The following is a 15,344-nucleotide window of genomic DNA, read 5'->3' as shown; positions in this document are numbered from 1 at the left end:
CGGCGCGAAGCGAGTCGAACTAATGCCGCTATCAGCCGAACCAAACGGGCGACGGCGAGAACGCCGAACGCACGGCCGCTGACGGGAAGTGAATCGGTGCCCGAGCGACAAAGGACAGTTTGAAGCGCGGCCTGAACGAATCGGGAGACATGTACGACCACCTCAAGGGATTTCGCGATTTCTATCCCGCCGAGATGGGGGCGCGCCGAGAGGTTATCGACAGCCTGGAGGCCGCGGCGCGACGGTACGGCTTCCGGGAGGTCGGAACCCCCGCGCTCGAGCGCACCCAGATGTACGTGGACAAGAGCGGCGAGGAGATCGTCGAGGAGCTCTACGCGTTCGAGGACAAGGGCGGCCGCGAGGTCGCGCTGACGCCCGAGCTGACGCCGACCGTCGCGCGGATGGTCGTCGCCAAACAGCAGGAGCTCTCGAAGCCGATCAAGTGGGTCTCGACGCGGCCGTTCTGGCGCTACGAGCAGGTTCAGCAGGGCCGGTTCCGCGAGTTCTACCAGACCAACGTCGACATCTTCGGCTCCTCGGAGCCCGAGGCCGACGCCGAGATTCTCGCGTTCGCCGCCGACGCGCTGACTGACCTCGGCCTCACGGGCGAGGAGTTCGAGTTCCGCGTCTCCCACCGCGACATCCTCGGCGGGCTCTTCGAGTCGTTCGACGCCGACGTGGACACGGACGCGGCCATCCGCGCCGTCGACAAGTCCGAGAAGATCGGCCACAACGAGTACCACGACCTGCTCGTCGAGGCCGGCCTCAGCTACGATCAGGCCGCCGAGTTCGACGACCTGCTCGCGGTCGGCGAGGACGATCTCGACGAACTCGTCGAATTCGCCGGTACGGACCGCGTCGAGGAAGCGGTCACGAACCTCCAGAACGTGCTCGAGGCCGCGGCCGACTTCGGCGCCCGCGAGTACTGTACGCTCTCGCTGGAGACCGCCCGCGGACTCGATTACTACACCGGCGTCGTCTTCGAGTGCTTCGACTCGACCGGCGAGGTCTCCCGGTCGGTCTTCGGCGGCGGCCGCTACGACGACCTGATCGAGAGCTTCGGCGGCCAGCCGACGCCCGCCGTTGGCGTCGCGCCCGGACTCGCGCCGCTGTCGCTGCTCCTCCAGCGGGCGGACGTCTGGCCGGACGAGGAGTTCACGACCGACTACTACGTCCTCCAGATCGGCGACACGCGATCCGAGGCCGCCCGGATCGTCCGCGACCTCCGCGAACGAGGCCACGTCGTCGAGACCGACGTCGCGGATCGCTCCTTCGGGTCGCAGTTGAACTACGCCGACTCGATCAACGCCGAGACCGTCGTCGTCGCCGGCGAGCAGGACCTCGCGAACGACGAGGTGACGATCAAGGACATGGAATCGGGCGACCAGACGCAGGCGCCGGTCGACGAGTTCCCCGGCGACAGGGAGCGGCCGACGTACGACGACTTCGCGTAAACTGACGGCGCTCAAGGGAGCGAACCGGTGGTCTCGATATTCCGGTGTCTCGGGTCGTTATCAGTACGTTTACCAACACGTTCTGCGAACGTGACGTCAATGCGCCGTTCGATCCGTTACGCGCTCGCGCTTCTCGCGGCCGGCGGGATCGTCGCCGGGCTCGCTCGACTGACGGACAGTTCGGTGCTCCTGCTGGCCGGGATCGGACAGGTCTACGCCGTCGGGATCGCGATCGTTCTGCGTCCGGAGGTCCGTCAGTTGGCGAGCCCGCCGAACAGTACCGCGGGGACCGCGTTCAGCGGGGTGACGACGTTCAGCGTGCTCGCGATCGGACAGGGGATCACCGACGCGTTTCACGTCGGCGCGGCGATGCTCGCGTTCGGGCTGGCGTACTTCGGCTACGTCTCCGGCGTCTGGATGCTCGTCGAGACGACCGATATCGACGCCGGTGATGACGCCGGCGAGCAGGGAGGTCCGCCGTTCGAAGACCGCTCGTGACCGGCGATTTCGGATCGCGCTCTTAAACTACCTCTATTGCAGGGGAGATTCGCGTTCGTTCCACTCGACCGGGAATCTGAGACCGTCTTAAGCCCGTATAGCACCGAGTAGTGACTGTAAGGTGACCGCCAATGGCAACTAACGAAGCGACGGTTCGGTGGCTGGGGAGACGCCAGGAGTTCGAGTACGCCGACGGGGCCGCGGGATACACGCTGGTGTTGATCCGGCTCGTCGTCGGCTACTGGTTCCTCCACGCCGGGTGGACGAAGTTCGCGTTCGTCGCCGGGGAGCCGTTCGACGCGGCCGGCTTCCTCGCGAACGCCGAGACGCCGATCGCGCCGCTGTTCGAGTTCGTCGTCGGGACGCCCTGGCTGCTCGAGTTCACGAACGTCATGATCCCCGCCGGCGAGTTCCTGATCGGACTGGGGCTCGTCCTCGGGGCGCTCGTGCGCCTGGCCGCCCTCTTCGGCGGCGTCCTGATGACGTTGTTCTACCTGGGCAACGCCGATTGGGCGCACGGCTACGTCAACGGGGACCTGCTCGGGCTCCTCATGTTCGTGCTCATCGGGGTCTTCGCCGCGGGCCGGATCCTCGGCGTCGACGCCTACCTCGAGGAGGCCGAGTTCGTCCGCCGGCGACCGCGGCTGCGCTACCTCCTCGGCTGATGGCGTGGCGGAGCGCGGCTCACGCCTGTCGTATTCTTTCGACCGCCGGTCCGCTCCGTAGCAGGGCCGACCATTAACTACGGCGTCGGTGTACGACGCCCGATGGCCGATAGCCGCCCGAACGTTCTGTTCGTCCTCACCGACCAGGAGCGATACGACTGTACGGCGCCCGACGGACCGCCGGTCGAGACGCCGGCGATGGATCGACTCTCGAGCGAGGGCGTGCGCTTCGAGCGAGCGTTCACGCCGATCAGCATCTGTACGAGCGCCCGCGCCTCGCTGATGACGGGGCTGTTTCCCCACGGTCACGGGATGCTCAACAACAGCCACGAAGCCGACGCGATCCGGCCCAATCTGCCGCCGGAGTTACCGACGTTCTCGGAACTGCTGGCCGATTCGGGCTACCGGTGCAGCTACACCGGAAAGTGGCACGTCGGCCGCGACCAGACGCCCGAGGACTTCGGGTTCGACTATCTGGGCGGCAGCGACAAACACCACGATAACATCGACGAGGCGTTCCGGGAGTACCGCGAGGAGCGAGGCGTCCCGCTGGGCGAGGTCGACCTCGAGGAGGAACTCTACACGGGCGACGACCCGCGGGATACGAGCGAGGGAACGTTCGTCGCAGCGAAGACGCCCGTAGACGTCGAGGAGACTCGCGCATACTTCCTCGCCGAGCGAACGATCGACGCCATCGAAGCGCACGCCGACGGCGGTAGCGGCGGAGGGGACGGAAACGGCGGCGACCCCTTCTTCCACCGCGCGGACTTCTACGGCCCTCACCATCCCTACGTCGTCCCCGAGCCCTACGCCTCGATGTACGACCCCGACGAGATCGAGCCGCCCGAGAGCTACGCCGAGACCTACGACGGGAAGCCGCAGGTCCACGAGAACTTCCATCGCTATCGGGGCGCTGACGGCCTCGAGTGGGACCACTGGGCGGAGGCCACCGCGAAGTACTGGGGGTTCGTCTCGCTGATCGACGACCAGTTCGAGCGGATCCTCGAGGCGCTCGAGGAGCGCGGTCTCGCCGACGAGACGGCCGTCGTCCACGCCTCCGACCACGGCGACTTCGTGGGGAACCACCGCCAGTTCAACAAGGGCCCGCTGATGTACGACGACACCTACCGGATCCCCTTCCAAGTGCGCTGGCCCGGCGTCGTCGAGCCCGGTTCGACCTGCGAAGCGCCAGTGCATTTGCACGATCTCGCGGCGACGTTCCTCGAGCTGGGCGGCGTCGACGTCCCCGAATCGTTCGACGCGCGGAGTCTGGTTCCGTTGCTCGAGGCCGGCGGCGACTCGAGCGACGTTCCCGACGAGTGGCCCGACTCCACCTTCGCCCAGTACCACGGCGACGAGTTCGGCCTCTACACCCAGCGGATGGTCCGCACCGAGCGCTACAAGTACGTCTACAACGGCCCCGATATCGACGAGTTGTACGATCTCGAGGCCGATCCCGCCGAACTGCAGAACCTGATCGACCACCCTGCGTATGCGGACGCCCGCGAGGGGATGCGCGAGCGCCTGATCGAGTGGATGCGCGAGACCGACGACCCGAATCAGGGATGGGTTCCGGACGTGCTCGAGGACGCGTCGTAACCGTTCCAGCCGAGATATGTACGGTGGCGCGCGCTGTGCCGCGGTGAGTGAATAACGAACCGCGGCACGAAACTGCGCGAGGGATGAGTGAGCGAGCGTGCGAGCGAACGAATCGGCTGGGGAGGGTGTGGCATTCCCCGTTGCCACGATAGCAGGGCGCTCGTCGCGACCGACGGCGTTCACTCGAGTACGATCCGTTCGCGCGTAAACCGTTTCTCGCCACTCGCTTCCGCTTCACGCCATCGCCACGACCCGATCTCGAGGGGCTCGAGCGAGACGATCAGATAGGACCGATCGGGCCACGTCGCCTGCGCTCGATCAGTCGCGCTCAGTCGCGGCGGCCCGCGGGGATGGGAGTGGTAGAAGCCGACGATCTCCTCGCCGCGGTCCTCGAGGCGTTCGAAGATCGCGAGTTGTTCCTCGGGATCGATTCGATACCGCGTTCGCGGCGTCTCGGCGACGTTTTCGGCAGGGTACTGCGAGCGAACCCGACTCCGTCCCTCGGGCTCGAAGTCGCCGCCGAAGATCCCGCAGCTCTCCTCGGGAGCGCCCTCACGAGCGCGCTCGAGGATCGCGTCACGAATCTCGGCCGGGACGACGAGTTCGGGATCGGAACCGGTCACCGGTAGCTACGCCTCCGCCTCGAGATCGGGGCGCTCCGTCACCCGCTCGAACGGCACCGCGATCTTCTCGAGCGCGACGGGCGGTGTTTCCTCGTCGAATAAGTCCGGCTGAACGATCGGCGCCAGCGCCTCGAGAGTGTCCACCAGCCGCGGGCCGGGCCGATTCAGGTAGTGGTGGCCGTCCATCGCCCAGACGCGGCCCTCGCGGACGGCAGTGAGATCGTCCCACCCCTCGCGCTCGGTGAGGTCCGCGGCGTTCGCGGCGGTCTGCTCGAGGCCGAAGCCGCAGGGCGCGACGACGATCAGTTCGGGGTCGTACTCGCGGATTTCCGACCACTCGCGCGGACTCGAGCGGTCCCCCGCGTCGGCCAGCCCGTACTCGCCACCGGCCCACTCGACCAGATCGGTCGTCCAGTGGCCCGCGACCATGACGGGGTCGGTCCAGTCGAAGATCGCTACTCGGGGACGGTCGTCGCCCGCGAGGTCGGCCTCGGCGGTTCGTCCTCGGATCGCATCGATCCGGGACTCGAGGTCGGCGCGGACCGCTCGAGCGCGTTCCTCGCGTCCCGTGGCGCGGCCGATTCGCTCGAGGTCCTCGAGGACGTCCGCGACGCTGTGGGGGTCCGTGGTCAGGATCTCGGGGTCCGCATCAATTTCTTCGACGGCGTCCGCCATGACGACCTCGTCGACCGCGCAGACGTCGCACATCCCCTGCGTGACGATCAGGTCCGGCTCGAGGGACTCGAGGAGGTCCGTGTCGACGTCGTAGACGCCCCCGTCGTCGGCGGTCTCGAGCACCTGCTGGTCGATCTCGCTACTCGAGGCGTCGGCGTCGATCCTCGAGTCGGTGACCGACGGCAGCGACTCGACGGCGGGCGGGTAGTCGCACTCGTGGGAAACGCCGACCGGCTCGAGGCCGAGCGCGGCCACGGTTTCGGTCGCCGAGGGGAGCGTCGTGACGATTCGCATGGTTCTCCGTAGGTCGCGTAGGATCAAAAGCGGTGGCGTAGGAACGGTCACCGCGAGCGACCAGAGGGAGCGAGCGGGCCGACGACTGACCCGAAAGCCGCGCTGTGCGCGGCTGAAGGGGAAGGAGGAGTGCTTTTCATCGAAGTTTTACCGAGTGCGGTCGCTCCGCGACCGCACACAGAGTAAAAGTTCGTTAGTGGAATTTAACGCCGACGTCGTGCAGGTCGTCGTTGTACTTCGCGATGTTGATGACCAGCGGCGTGACGCTCTCGACTTCCGCGGCGTTCGCGAGGGGGCCGACGTCGAGCGCGCGCAGGCCCTCGATCTCGTTGGCGAGGTTGCGGACGGTCTCCTTGGCGTCGTCGTCGTCCGCGACGAGGAGCGTGTCCAGATCGAGGTCGTTGTCGAGGTCCGAGAGCGCGTCGGCCGCGAGGTTGTGGAAGGCGCCGACCACTGGTACCTCGTCGGGCGCGCGGTCGGCGACCAGTTCGGTGACGCTGCCGGTTCCCGGCGGGTGATAGTGGAGGCCGTCCTCGTCGCCCTGCATGCCGACCGCGGGGGTGACCAGGATCGTGTCCGAATCGAGGCTGTCCGCGACCGCGTCGACGGTGTCGCCGGCGTAGTACGGCGGCACGCTGAGGATGACGACGTCGGCTCGGTCGGCCGCCATCTCGTTCGCGAAGCCCTTGACGTCCGCGTCGGCGCCGCGGGACTCGAGATTCCCCTCGTAGGTCTCGACCGCGTCGCGGGCCTTCTCGGGGTCTCGCGAGCCGATGAGTACTTCGTGGTCCGTATCGCGTGCAAAGCGCAGGGCCAGCCCCTGCCCGATATCGCCGGTTCCGCCGAGTAGTGCGATTCGCATACCCGACTCTGCGGACGGCTCCCGAATAAAAGGGGTGGAGGCCGGCCGATCTCGCCGGGTTCTCGGACGGCCACGGCGTCGGACGGATCGACTCACTCGCGGACCGACGGTCCGATCCCGAGTGCCTCAGGGCGCTTCGTCGTCTTCGGGATTCATCGCCGCGCCCAGTCCGCTGTCGTACGCGTCGCGCTCTTTCACCTCGCGGATCCGCTGGTCGAGGCGCTCCGCGAGGTCCCGCCGTCGCTGTTCGTCGACGTCCGGATCGGATCCCAGGTCCTCGATGTCCTGACGGGCGGTCCGCAGGACCGACACCGCTTCCTCGGTCTCGAGGTCGGCCGCGCGATCGAGGCTCCGTTCGACGTCCTCGAGGGTAGTTCCAGTCACGGAAGCGACTTCGGGAGCGAGCGGGGTGAATGCTGGGCCGTCAGTGGTCGGCCCGGCATCGCCGGCCGACCGAGAGTCGGCAAGGGCTCGCCGAAAGCGTACACACTTCCCGCGCTGACCCCACCGTCCGGTATGGAGCTCTCGATCGTCGATCTCGCACCGATGCCGGAGGACGGCACCGCGACGGAAGCGTTCGAACACACGGTCGAACGCGCCCGGCAGGCCGAACGGCTCGGCTACTCGCGGTTCTGGGTGGCCGAACACCACGACTTCACCGACTCGGTCGCGAGCACGACGCCGGAGGTACTGATTCCGCACGTGGCCGCGAAGACCGAGGACATCCGGGTCGGCTCCGGGACCGTCCTGTTGAACCACTACAGCCCGTACAAGGTCGCGGAGACGTTCGGCGTCCTCGATGCGCTCGAGCCCGACCGCATCGACCTCGGACTGGGGCGGGCGACGGGGAACCCGGCGAGCGATCTCGCCCTCCAGCCGGATCGCAGCCAGCGCCGGCGGACCGGCGACGATCAGGCGGAGAAGATCGACGAGGTCGTCAAGCACCTCTACGGCGGATTCGAGGGCGACCACCCGTTCCGCGACCTCGAGGTGCCCCGCGCTGGCGACTCCGCGCCGGAAATCTGGGTCCACGGCTCGAGTCCAGCGAGCGCGAAGATCGCCGGCGAACTGGGACTGCCGTACTCCTTCGCCGCGTTCATCCGCCCCGAACCGGCCGTGCAGGCGTTCGAGACCTACCGGAAGCACTTCGACCCCGCCGCGCACGGCGCCAGCCCCGAGGAGCCGCGCGGCGCCATCGCGGTAAACCTGACCTGCGCCGAGACCGACGAGGAGGCCGCGCGGCTCCGCGCCGTCGCCGAGGCCTCGTCGCGACTGCTTCGAAACGGACGGGTCGACCGCCTCCCGATCAGGTCGGTCGACCGCGCGATCGACGTCCTCGGCGGGGTTCCCGAGCCGATGTCGTCGACGGACATCGCGCCCGGCGAGTGGCCCCGCCACCTCTCCGGCAGTCCGTCGACGGCCCGAGAAATCCTCGAGGAACTGACGTCCCAGGCCGGCGTGGACGAGGTCGTGATCCAGAGCCAGCACGCCGATCCCGAGACGACGCTGCGCTCGCACGAGCTGCTCGCCGACGCCGTCGGACTCGAGTCGCGCGAATAGCCTCGAGAGACCGACTGGACAATTGGAGAGCGGTGGCGCGCGCTGTCGACCGTCCGAGTGAAAACGAGGGCGGTCGATACGAGCGCGCGAGGGATGAGCGAGTGAGCAGAGCGAACGAGCGAATCGGCTGGGGAGGGTGTGGCACTCCCCGTTGCCGGGACGAGCGGCGCGTTCGGTCCGTTTCCTCGAGTCGTCGAACTGTGGCCCGAGACAGTCATCCGAGAGAACGCAGCCTCCATTAGCCGCGCCGTCGTCACTCACCTATGGCAGAGCCAGCCGTCATCGCCCACCGCGGCTACGCCGGCGTCGCGCCCGAGAACACGATCGCAGCGGTCGAGACCGCCGCAAACCACGACGCCGCGATGCTCGAGATCGACGTCCAGCCGGCCGCCTGCGGCACGCCGGTCGTGATCCACGACGAGCGCCTCGAGGGCACCAGCGCCCGCGACGGTCGCCCGCTCACCGATTCGTCGGGGTACGTCTGGGAAACGTCGCTCGAGGACCTCCGAACGGCGCGCGTCCTCGGCACTGACGAACCGGTCCCGACGCTCGCCGGACTGCTCGAGGCGATCCCCGAGACGATCGGCGTCAACGTCGAACTGAAGAACCCGGGGACGACCGACCTGCGGGTCGCCGAGTCGCTCCCCGACGCCGAGCGCGACGAGCGCCGTGCGGTCTGGACGCCGTTCGTCGAGCGCGTGATCGAGGACTGCGAGGCCTTCGACGGCGAACTCCTCTTCTCGTCGTTCTGCGAGGGCGCGCTCGCGGCCGTCCGCGAGGTCGCGCCGCGATACGCCGCCGCGACGCTCGTCTGGGACGACCTCGAGGCGGGACTCGAGATCGCCCGCCGGTACGACTGCGAGGCGATCCACCCGCCGAGAAACGCGATCGCCGGGACGCCGCTCGCGACCACCGAGTACGCCGGGTTCAGTGACGCTACACCCGAGGTCGATATCCTCGAGGAAGCCCACGCCGAGGGGCGAACGGTCAACGTCTGGACGGCCGAGAACTGGCACCAGTTCGAGGCGCTGGCCGCCGCCGGCGTCGACGGGATCGTCGCCGACTATCCGGGACTCGGAACGGACTCGAGCGACTCGTCGTAATCTATCATCGGACGGTCACGTCGACAGCGGTCGGGAGACGTCGGTCGTGAAGCCGAGCCAGCAGGCCGCGAGCTGGACCCCAATCGCGACGGTCGCGGCGACGCGGTCGTCGGTCAGCCACCCGCCCCGAGCCGCTCGTAGCCGCCGCCCTCGAGCCACGTCGTGCCGAGAGCGGCCGCGACGAACGCCGCGGACAGGCCCAGTTCGGCCGGTCCAACCAGTTCAGACGACGCCGGCGCGGCCGCTCGAGCGACGAGCAGTCCGACGAGGAGACAGACCCACAGCAGTCCGACGAAGGTGCCGAACGCTCGGTTGGCATCGGCGAGGACCGTGTCGACGCTCGATCGGAGTGTCGTCGCCATCGATGGTAATTTCTCCCCGAGTTGCCATATATGCGTTCGGTTTGGATTCTGAGAGAAAGGCCGGGAGAACGACCGGGGAGCCTACGACTCGAGCAGTTCCGGGAGTTCGTTGATCGACTCGAGGACGGCGGACGCCTCTTCGGCCTCGTACTTCTGTCGCCCTTCCGCACCCGTCAGGCCGCCCGTGAGGACGCCGATGCCGTGATACTCCCGCTCCGGGTCCGCCTCACGGGCGTTGTTCGCCGTCCGGACGTCGTCCAGCGTGTCGCCGACGAAGACCACCCGATCGGCGTCGAATCGCTCCGCGAGGGTCGTCAGCGCCCGCGGGTGGGGTTTGCCCTCCTCCCAGTCGTCCATCGTGAACCGATGCTCGAGGGGGATCACCGCCTCGAGACCGACGCGCTCGAGAGCGATCTCGGCCTCGGCCGCCGGCCGGCCCGTCAGTACGCCGACTGCGAGGTCGTCGTCCTCGACGAGGGCGTCCCGGGTCGCCTCCTCGAGCAGGACCGGTTCGTCGTGGATGAATCCGCGCGTCTCGATATCGGGCTCGCCGCCCTCGAGGCCCCGATAGAGGTCGGCGCCGAGGTACAGCTGCTGGAAGACGTCGCGGAGCCGCTCGCGGTCCCACCGCTCGAGGACGCGCTGGGTCGCCCGCGCGCCGAGGTCGGCGCGGATCGCGTCCTCGGCGGCCTCGAGGCCGCCGCCGCGGGCGGCGATCTCGTCCGTGAAGTCGTCGATCGACTCGCCGTATCCCTCGCTCGTGGCGAGCACGTAGAGCGCGGCGGCGTAGGTGAGTTCCCAGTCGTTGTTGAACCCGCCGGCGTCCTTGAACTGCTGGATGTCGGCCTTGCGGATCGTTCGGTCGTAGACGCGCTCGACGGAGTCGACGATCGCGCGTCGGTAGGAGTCGGCGACGTCGACGAGCACTCCGTCGACGTCTAACACGACGGCGTCTGCGTTCATACCCGTCCAGACGGGCCGCCGAAGGTAAAGGCGGTCGGATTCCGCTCACGCGCTCGCGTCGCGACCGAGACTGCCGTCCACACCGCCGTTACGGGACGCGATCGACCGCGCACCGCGATCGCTCGGCGTCCGTGCGGCCTCAGAACCCGAGTCCGCCGACCGCGTAGAACGCGAGGAGACAGAGCCCCAGCGCGTACAGGACGTCGGCCCACAGCCACGAGAGCAGGTTCGCGAGGTAGATCACGGCGACGACGGGGACGCCGAGCAGGACGACCGGCGTCCGGCGCCACTCCGACCGGGAGCGCGTCCAGAGCGTGTACGCGTCGCCGGTGCTCGGGAACGCCTGCACCCCGACCGCGAGGCCGAGCCATCCCAGCGCGGCCGTAAGCGCGAGCGCGCCGCTCGAGGCCGCCGCGAGACGATCACGGAGCGCGGTCACCGCCGCGGTCGGGTCGGCGGTCGCGAGGGCGAGGGCGTCCGCGATTCCCAGCGACGACGCGAGCGCGGCGAACCCGAGAAAGACCGCGACCGAGACGAGGGTATTGACGAGAAACGGGGCGACGCTGATCGCGAACGAGTCGCGGTACCGGCCGGGCTGGGCGTGGCGGACGTATCCCGGCGGATCGCCGAACCGGAAATAGGCCACCTCGGCGACGGGGACCCCAACGAGGTGACAGACCTGCTCGTGGGCGAACTCGTGGACGACGACACCGGGTGCCGCGAGGAGTCGCAACAGGAGTCGGGACAGCGAGCTCACGACGGCGACGAGCGCCACGAGGACGACGAGGGCGAGAACGGCGAGGATGATGGCCGGGACGGAGCCGGGGATCATTGGTCACTGAACTATCGTGAATAGAGGTAATTCCTTCGACCGTGAACGAACGGACGTCGGTCGCGATTGCGTTCCGGCCGTCCTCGAGTGGGTGCCACTCGACAGTTGCCGGCACCGGGATCGCGGCCGCTCACCGATCCATCGCTCGAGCGACGTACAGCGTCCCCGTTTCGACGGTCCGCCGTTCGACCGGGATCGCGGGCTGGTCGCCGCCCAGCGTCGTGAACAGGAGGGCGGCGTCGGCCTCGCGGGCGGCCTCGAGCGCCGGTCGGTGGAGTTCCGGCGGGAGGTTCAACGCGTAGATCGCATCGGCGGCGGCGTAGACCGCCGGATCGGGATCGACGACGTCGTCGCGGACGAACCGCACGCCGTCGGGTACCGGACGGTCGTGGACGTCGGTCGCGGTAACGGCGACGCCGCGTTCGGCCAGCGCGGCCGCCACGTCGGTCCGGCGACCGATTCCGATCTCGACGAGTCGATCGTATTCGGCCAGGGTCTCGAGCAGCGTCTCCGAGTTCCGGCGAGAGTGGGCCACGGCGGGACGTTTATGCCACCCGCGGCCATAGCCCTTGCCATGCTCGTCGATATCGTGCCGGTCGGCAACGTCCCCGCGAACGTCAAGCGGGCGGCCTCCGCCGCGTTGCGATCGGTCTACGACTGCGACGTCTCGGTCAACGACTCGCAGTCGGTCCCGAACGGTGCCTACGACGCCGACCGGAACCAGTACGCCGCCGAAACGTTCATCCAGCTCGCCGAACGGGTCGGCCGCGGGACGAAAAACATCGCGATCACGCCCCACGATCTCTTCTACCGGCGTCGCAACTACGTCTTCGGCCTGGCCTATCTCGACGGCAGCGGGAGCGTCGTCTCGACCTACCGCCTCCAGACCTCGAGCGACGGCGGCTTCTCGAACCAGAGCGCCGAGGACATCTTCGAGGACCGCGTTCGCAAGGAGATCGTCCACGAGATCGGCCACACCTACGGCCTGGAGCACTGCGACAACAACCGCTGCGTGATGAACTTCTCGCCGACGGTCCGCGAGGTCGACATCAAGGAGGAGAACCTCTGCGGGAGCTGTCAGCGTCTGATTAGCTAGCGGATCGGTTTCCCCGCCGGTTTTCGAGAGCCAGAGCTATCAGTAGCAGTGTCGTAGTTCGGTCGAGGAGAACGCATGGGAGTCAACGAGAGCGAGACGTTCGATATCGGCGGTGAGATGACCGTCCACCGGCTCGGGTTCGGCGCGATGAGCCTCGGTGGGTCGAACAATATGTACTGGCCGGACGACGTCGATGCCGCGGAGAGCGTCCTCGAGCGCGCGGTCGAGCTCGGCGTCGACTTCGTCGACACCGCGGACATGTACGGCAACGGCTCGAGCGAGTGCGTCGTCGGGCGGGCGATCGACGTCGACCGCGACGACGTCGTCGTCGCGACCAAGGGCGGTATTCTCAAACAACCGGACGCGAGCACCACAGTCAGCGGTGATCCCGCGTACCTGAAGAACGCGGCGCTGCGCAGCCGCGTTCGACTCGAGACCGAGACGATCGATCTCTACCAGTACCACAAGCCGGATCCCGACGTGCCCATCGAAGACTCGGTGACCGCCCTCGCCGAGCTGAAAGACGAAGGGATCGTCCGCCACATCGGACTGAGCAACGTCGACGCCGATCAACTCGAGCGCGCTCGCGACGTCGCAGACGTCGCGACCGTCCAGAACTACTACAACGTCGCCAATCGCGATCAGGAGGACGTCCTCTCAGTCTGCGAGAACGCCGGTATCGGATTCATTCCCTACTCGCCGATCGACAAGGCGACCCTCGAGGACGGGAACGACGTTCTCGACGACGTGGCCGACGCGCACGATGCGTCGCGGTACCAGATTGCGCTCGCGTGGCTGCTCGAACGCTCGGACGTTACGATCCCGATCCCGGGAACCGCGAGCCTCGAGCACCTCGAGGCGAACGTCGCCGCGACGTCGGTCGATCTGACCGACGAGGAACTGGCGCGACTCGACGATCTCGATAGAGAATAGACGCGCGATCAGGGCGCGTAGTAGTACTCGCCGTCCTGCTTCTGCTGTTTGTCGAGTTGCGACTGAGGCTTGTTGATCCGCGGACGCGAGGTGCGCTCGTCGCGGCGGAACGTGACCTCGAGGTTCGCGAGGAACTCGTTCATCCCGTCGCGCATCGGCTGGGGCTGGCCGGCGCGGCCGTGGACGGCGGGTTCGCCGTCGAAGACCATCAGCCGATCGGCGAGCAGGTCGATCATGTAGATGTCGTGGTCGATGACCATGACCGTCGCGTCCTGCTGTTCGGCGTAGCGTCGGATCGCACTGGTCGCCTGCACGCGCTGTTCGACGTCGAGGTGCGCGGAGGGCTCGTCGAGCAGGTAGAGGTCCGCCGAGTCGGAGAGACAGGCCGCGATGGCGACCCGCTGGCGCTCCCCGCCCGAGAGGTCCGAGAGGTTCTGCTCCATGATCCGCTCGAGTTGGAGCGGCTGGGCGATCTCGGTGTTCCAGTAGGACGAGCCGAACTGGTCCGTAATGGAGGAGAGGAAGGCGTCGACCCGCATGTGCTGGTCGATGGTGACGTACTGCGGTTTGTACGAGATATCGAGGTCCAGATCGGCGTCGCCCTCGTCGGGCGCGAGGTTGCCGGTCAACAGCTTCGCGAACGTCGACTTCCCGATCCCGTTCGGACCGACGATGCCGAGCACCTCGTTCTCCCGGATCTCGCCGCCCTCGACCTCGAGGGAGAACTCGCCGTCGCCGTAGCTCTTGGTGAGGTCGGGGTACTCGACGAGCGTGTCGCCGCGGGACGCGGCCCGGGGCGCGTGCTCCTCGAACTCGATGGGGTCCGGGCGGATCCGCATGTTCTCGTTGTCGAGGTAGCCCGAGAGATACTCGTTGATCCCGTTGCGGACCGATTTCGGTGCGGTGATGACGCCGTACGCGCCGGGCTCACCGTAGGCGACGTGGAGCGTGTCGGCGAGCAGGTCCAGGATCGCGAGGTCGTGTTCGATGACGAGCATCGACCGATCCTCCTCCTCGGCGAGTTCTCGGATCAGTCGCGCCGCCGTCACGCGCTGACCGATGTCGAGGTAGGGCGTGATCTCGTCGAGGAAGTAGAAGTCCGTGTCCCGGGCCAGCGTGGCCGCGATGGCGACCCGCTGGAGTTCGCCGCCCGAGAGGTCGTCGATCGACTGCTCCATGACTGGCCCGATCGAGAGCCGCTCGACCAGTTCGTCGAGGGCACCGCGCTCGTCGGTTTGCTCGAGCAACTCGCGGGTGTTGCCGTCGAAGCTGTTCGGGATCTGGTCGACGTACTGGGGCTTCCGTGCGATCGTGACGTCGCCGTCGCGCACGTCGGCGATGTAGTCCTGCAGTTCCGTGCCGCGGTAGGCCTCGAGGACCTCGTCCCAGCCCGGCGACTCCTCGTGGCGGCCGAGGTTGGGCTCGAGTTCCCCCGCGAGGATGCGGACGGCGGTGGTCTTCCCGATCCCGTTGGGACCGAGGATGCCGGTGACCTGCCCCTCCTGGGGAGCGGGCAGTCCGTACAGCGAGAAGGCGTTCTCGCCGTAGCGGTGGGCGGGATCGTCCTGCAACTCCTCCGGCAGGTTGATGATCTCGATGGCGTCGAACGGACACTTCTCGACGCAGATCCCGCAGGTCTCGCCCAGACAGATCTCCTCGGAGATGTGGATCTGGTCGGGTTGGCCCTCGTCGGCCTCCTCGCCGCGGAGGGTGATACACTCCTTTCCGGTTCGGTTGGGCGGGCAGTAGTTCTTGCACTCGTAGCTACAGCGGTCGGGCTGGCACCGATCGAGGTCTACGACGGCGATGCTGTCGTCAGCCATGA

The 15,344-nt window shown here is 67.7% G+C and carries 17 protein-coding genes; 8 read left to right on the top strand and 9 right to left on the bottom strand.

The genetic code is table 11. The features are described from left to right. Positions 1-149: 149 nt before the first annotated feature. The 4 genes from hisS to WD430_RS08955 all read left to right on the top strand — a co-directional run bounded on the left by hisS (position 150) and on the right by WD430_RS08955 (position 4,216). The gene (hisS, locus tag WD430_RS08970; protein ID WP_339105676.1) at positions 150-1,454 is read left to right on the top strand and encodes a histidine--tRNA ligase; all 1,305 of its coding nucleotides are present in this window, start codon (positions 150-152) and stop codon (positions 1,452-1,454) included. Between the two features lie 99 nt (positions 1,455-1,553). Next, the gene (locus WD430_RS08965) at positions 1,554-1,952 is read left to right on the top strand and encodes a hypothetical protein (protein WP_339105675.1); all 399 of its coding nucleotides are present in this window, start codon (positions 1,554-1,556) and stop codon (positions 1,950-1,952) included. A gap of 131 nt (positions 1,953-2,083) precedes the next feature. Beyond that, the gene (locus tag WD430_RS08960; RefSeq protein WP_339105674.1) at positions 2,084-2,617 is read left to right on the top strand and encodes a DoxX family membrane protein; all 534 of its coding nucleotides are present in this window, start codon (positions 2,084-2,086) and stop codon (positions 2,615-2,617) included. Between the two features lie 102 nt (positions 2,618-2,719). Continuing rightward, positions 2,720-4,216 (top strand): sulfatase-like hydrolase/transferase, encoded by a 1,497-nt coding sequence (locus WD430_RS08955; RefSeq protein WP_339105673.1) that lies wholly within the window; start codon positions 2,720-2,722, stop codon positions 4,214-4,216. Between the two features lie 179 nt (positions 4,217-4,395). Here WD430_RS08955 and WD430_RS08950 read toward each other — a convergent pair whose 3' ends face one another. The 4 genes from WD430_RS08950 to WD430_RS08935 all read right to left on the bottom strand — a co-directional run bounded on the left by WD430_RS08950 (position 4,396) and on the right by WD430_RS08935 (position 7,054). After that, positions 4,396-4,839: a desampylase gene (locus tag WD430_RS08950; RefSeq protein WP_339105672.1), complete on the bottom strand. Its 444-nt coding sequence runs from the start codon at positions 4,837-4,839 to the stop codon at positions 4,396-4,398. Positions 4,840-4,845: 6 nt separating this feature from the next. Further along, the gene (locus tag WD430_RS08945) at positions 4,846-5,808 is read right to left on the bottom strand and encodes a cobalamin-binding protein (RefSeq protein WP_339105671.1); all 963 of its coding nucleotides are present in this window, start codon (positions 5,806-5,808) and stop codon (positions 4,846-4,848) included. Between the two features lie 193 nt (positions 5,809-6,001). Then, entirely contained in the window at positions 6,002-6,670 is a 669-nt protein-coding gene (npdG, locus tag WD430_RS08940; protein WP_339105670.1) for an NADPH-dependent F420 reductase, read from the bottom strand. A gap of 126 nt (positions 6,671-6,796) precedes the next feature. After that, on the bottom strand, positions 6,797-7,054 hold the full coding sequence (locus WD430_RS08935) for a hypothetical protein (RefSeq protein WP_339105669.1): 258 nt from the start codon (positions 7,052-7,054) through the stop codon (positions 6,797-6,799). A gap of 132 nt (positions 7,055-7,186) precedes the next feature. On the opposite strand from WD430_RS08935, the gene WD430_RS08930 reads away from it, so the two are divergent. Continuing rightward, entirely contained in the window at positions 7,187-8,230 is a 1,044-nt protein-coding gene (locus tag WD430_RS08930) for an LLM class flavin-dependent oxidoreductase (protein ID WP_339105668.1), read from the top strand. A gap of 263 nt (positions 8,231-8,493) precedes the next feature. Then, positions 8,494-9,333, top strand: coding sequence for a glycerophosphodiester phosphodiesterase family protein (locus WD430_RS08925; protein ID WP_339105667.1), 840 nt, complete (start codon positions 8,494-8,496; stop codon positions 9,331-9,333). 113 nt (positions 9,334-9,446) lie between these two features. Here the strand turns inward: WD430_RS08925 and WD430_RS08920 are convergent, their stop codons facing one another. The 4 genes from WD430_RS08920 to WD430_RS08905 all read right to left on the bottom strand — a co-directional run bounded on the left by WD430_RS08920 (position 9,447) and on the right by WD430_RS08905 (position 12,025). Then, complete coding sequence (locus WD430_RS08920; protein ID WP_339105666.1) at positions 9,447-9,695, bottom strand: hypothetical protein; 249 nt, start codon at positions 9,693-9,695, stop codon at positions 9,447-9,449. A gap of 81 nt (positions 9,696-9,776) precedes the next feature. Continuing rightward, entirely contained in the window at positions 9,777-10,658 is an 882-nt protein-coding gene (locus WD430_RS08915; RefSeq protein ID WP_339105665.1) for a TIGR01548 family HAD-type hydrolase, read from the bottom strand. A 139-nt stretch (positions 10,659-10,797) separates the two neighbouring features. After that, on the bottom strand, positions 10,798-11,490 hold the full coding sequence (locus WD430_RS08910; protein ID WP_339105664.1) for a DUF3267 domain-containing protein: 693 nt from the start codon (positions 11,488-11,490) through the stop codon (positions 10,798-10,800). A 130-nt stretch (positions 11,491-11,620) separates the two neighbouring features. Next, complete coding sequence (locus WD430_RS08905) at positions 11,621-12,025, bottom strand: UPF0146 family protein (protein WP_339105663.1); 405 nt, start codon at positions 12,023-12,025, stop codon at positions 11,621-11,623. Positions 12,026-12,064: 39 nt separating this feature from the next. Between WD430_RS08905 and WD430_RS08900 the strand changes: the two genes are divergently transcribed. After that, positions 12,065-12,586, top strand: a complete 522-nt coding sequence (locus tag WD430_RS08900) for an archaemetzincin family Zn-dependent metalloprotease (protein ID WP_012944620.1) — start codon at positions 12,065-12,067, stop codon at positions 12,584-12,586. Positions 12,587-12,661: 75 nt separating this feature from the next. Further along, on the top strand, positions 12,662-13,519 hold the full coding sequence (locus WD430_RS08895) for an aldo/keto reductase (RefSeq protein ID WP_339105662.1): 858 nt from the start codon (positions 12,662-12,664) through the stop codon (positions 13,517-13,519). 8 nt (positions 13,520-13,527) lie between these two features. Here the strand turns inward: WD430_RS08895 and WD430_RS08890 are convergent, their stop codons facing one another. Then, on the bottom strand, positions 13,528-15,342 hold the full coding sequence (locus tag WD430_RS08890; protein ID WP_339105661.1) for a ribosome biogenesis/translation initiation ATPase RLI: 1,815 nt from the start codon (positions 15,340-15,342) through the stop codon (positions 13,528-13,530). Positions 15,343-15,344: the final 2 nt, after the last annotated feature.

The organism is Haloterrigena sp. KLK7 (assembly GCF_037914945.1).
GTDB classification, from domain to species: domain Archaea; phylum Halobacteriota; class Halobacteria; order Halobacteriales; family Natrialbaceae; genus Haloterrigena; species Haloterrigena salinisoli.
The sequence above is the reverse complement of the archived record's forward strand: the minus strand, read 5'-3'. Positions and strand labels throughout refer to the sequence as shown.

Excerpts from the sequence above, each read along its gene's own strand:
- WD430_RS08955 (WP_339105673.1), top strand. The coding sequence starts at position 2,720 with ATGGCCGATAGCCGCCCGAACGTTCTGTTCGTCCTCACCGACCAGGAG.
- WD430_RS08900 (WP_012944620.1), top strand. The coding sequence starts at position 12,065 with ATGCTCGTCGATATCGTGCCGGTCGGCAACGTCCCCGCGAACGTCAAG.
- WD430_RS08910 (WP_339105664.1), bottom strand. The coding sequence starts at position 11,490 with ATGATCCCCGGCTCCGTCCCGGCCATCATCCTCGCCGTTCTCGCCCTC.
- npdG (WP_339105670.1), bottom strand. The coding sequence starts at position 6,670 with ATGCGAATCGCACTACTCGGCGGAACCGGCGATATCGGGCAGGGGCTG.
- WD430_RS08925 (WP_339105667.1), top strand. The coding sequence starts at position 8,494 with ATGGCAGAGCCAGCCGTCATCGCCCACCGCGGCTACGCCGGCGTCGCG.
- WD430_RS08965 (WP_339105675.1), top strand. The coding sequence starts at position 1,554 with ATGCGCCGTTCGATCCGTTACGCGCTCGCGCTTCTCGCGGCCGGCGGG.
- WD430_RS08915 (WP_339105665.1), bottom strand. The coding sequence starts at position 10,658 with ATGAACGCAGACGCCGTCGTGTTAGACGTCGACGGAGTGCTCGTCGAC.
- WD430_RS08895 (WP_339105662.1), top strand. The coding sequence starts at position 12,662 with ATGGGAGTCAACGAGAGCGAGACGTTCGATATCGGCGGTGAGATGACC.
- WD430_RS08960 (WP_339105674.1), top strand. The coding sequence starts at position 2,084 with ATGGCAACTAACGAAGCGACGGTTCGGTGGCTGGGGAGACGCCAGGAG.
- WD430_RS08890 (WP_339105661.1), bottom strand. The coding sequence starts at position 15,342 with ATGGCTGACGACAGCATCGCCGTCGTAGACCTCGATCGGTGCCAGCCC.
- WD430_RS08920 (WP_339105666.1), bottom strand. The coding sequence starts at position 9,695 with ATGGCGACGACACTCCGATCGAGCGTCGACACGGTCCTCGCCGATGCC.
- WD430_RS08930 (WP_339105668.1), top strand. The coding sequence starts at position 7,187 with ATGGAGCTCTCGATCGTCGATCTCGCACCGATGCCGGAGGACGGCACC.
- hisS (WP_339105676.1), top strand. The coding sequence starts at position 150 with ATGTACGACCACCTCAAGGGATTTCGCGATTTCTATCCCGCCGAGATG.
- WD430_RS08945 (WP_339105671.1), bottom strand. The coding sequence starts at position 5,808 with ATGCGAATCGTCACGACGCTCCCCTCGGCGACCGAAACCGTGGCCGCG.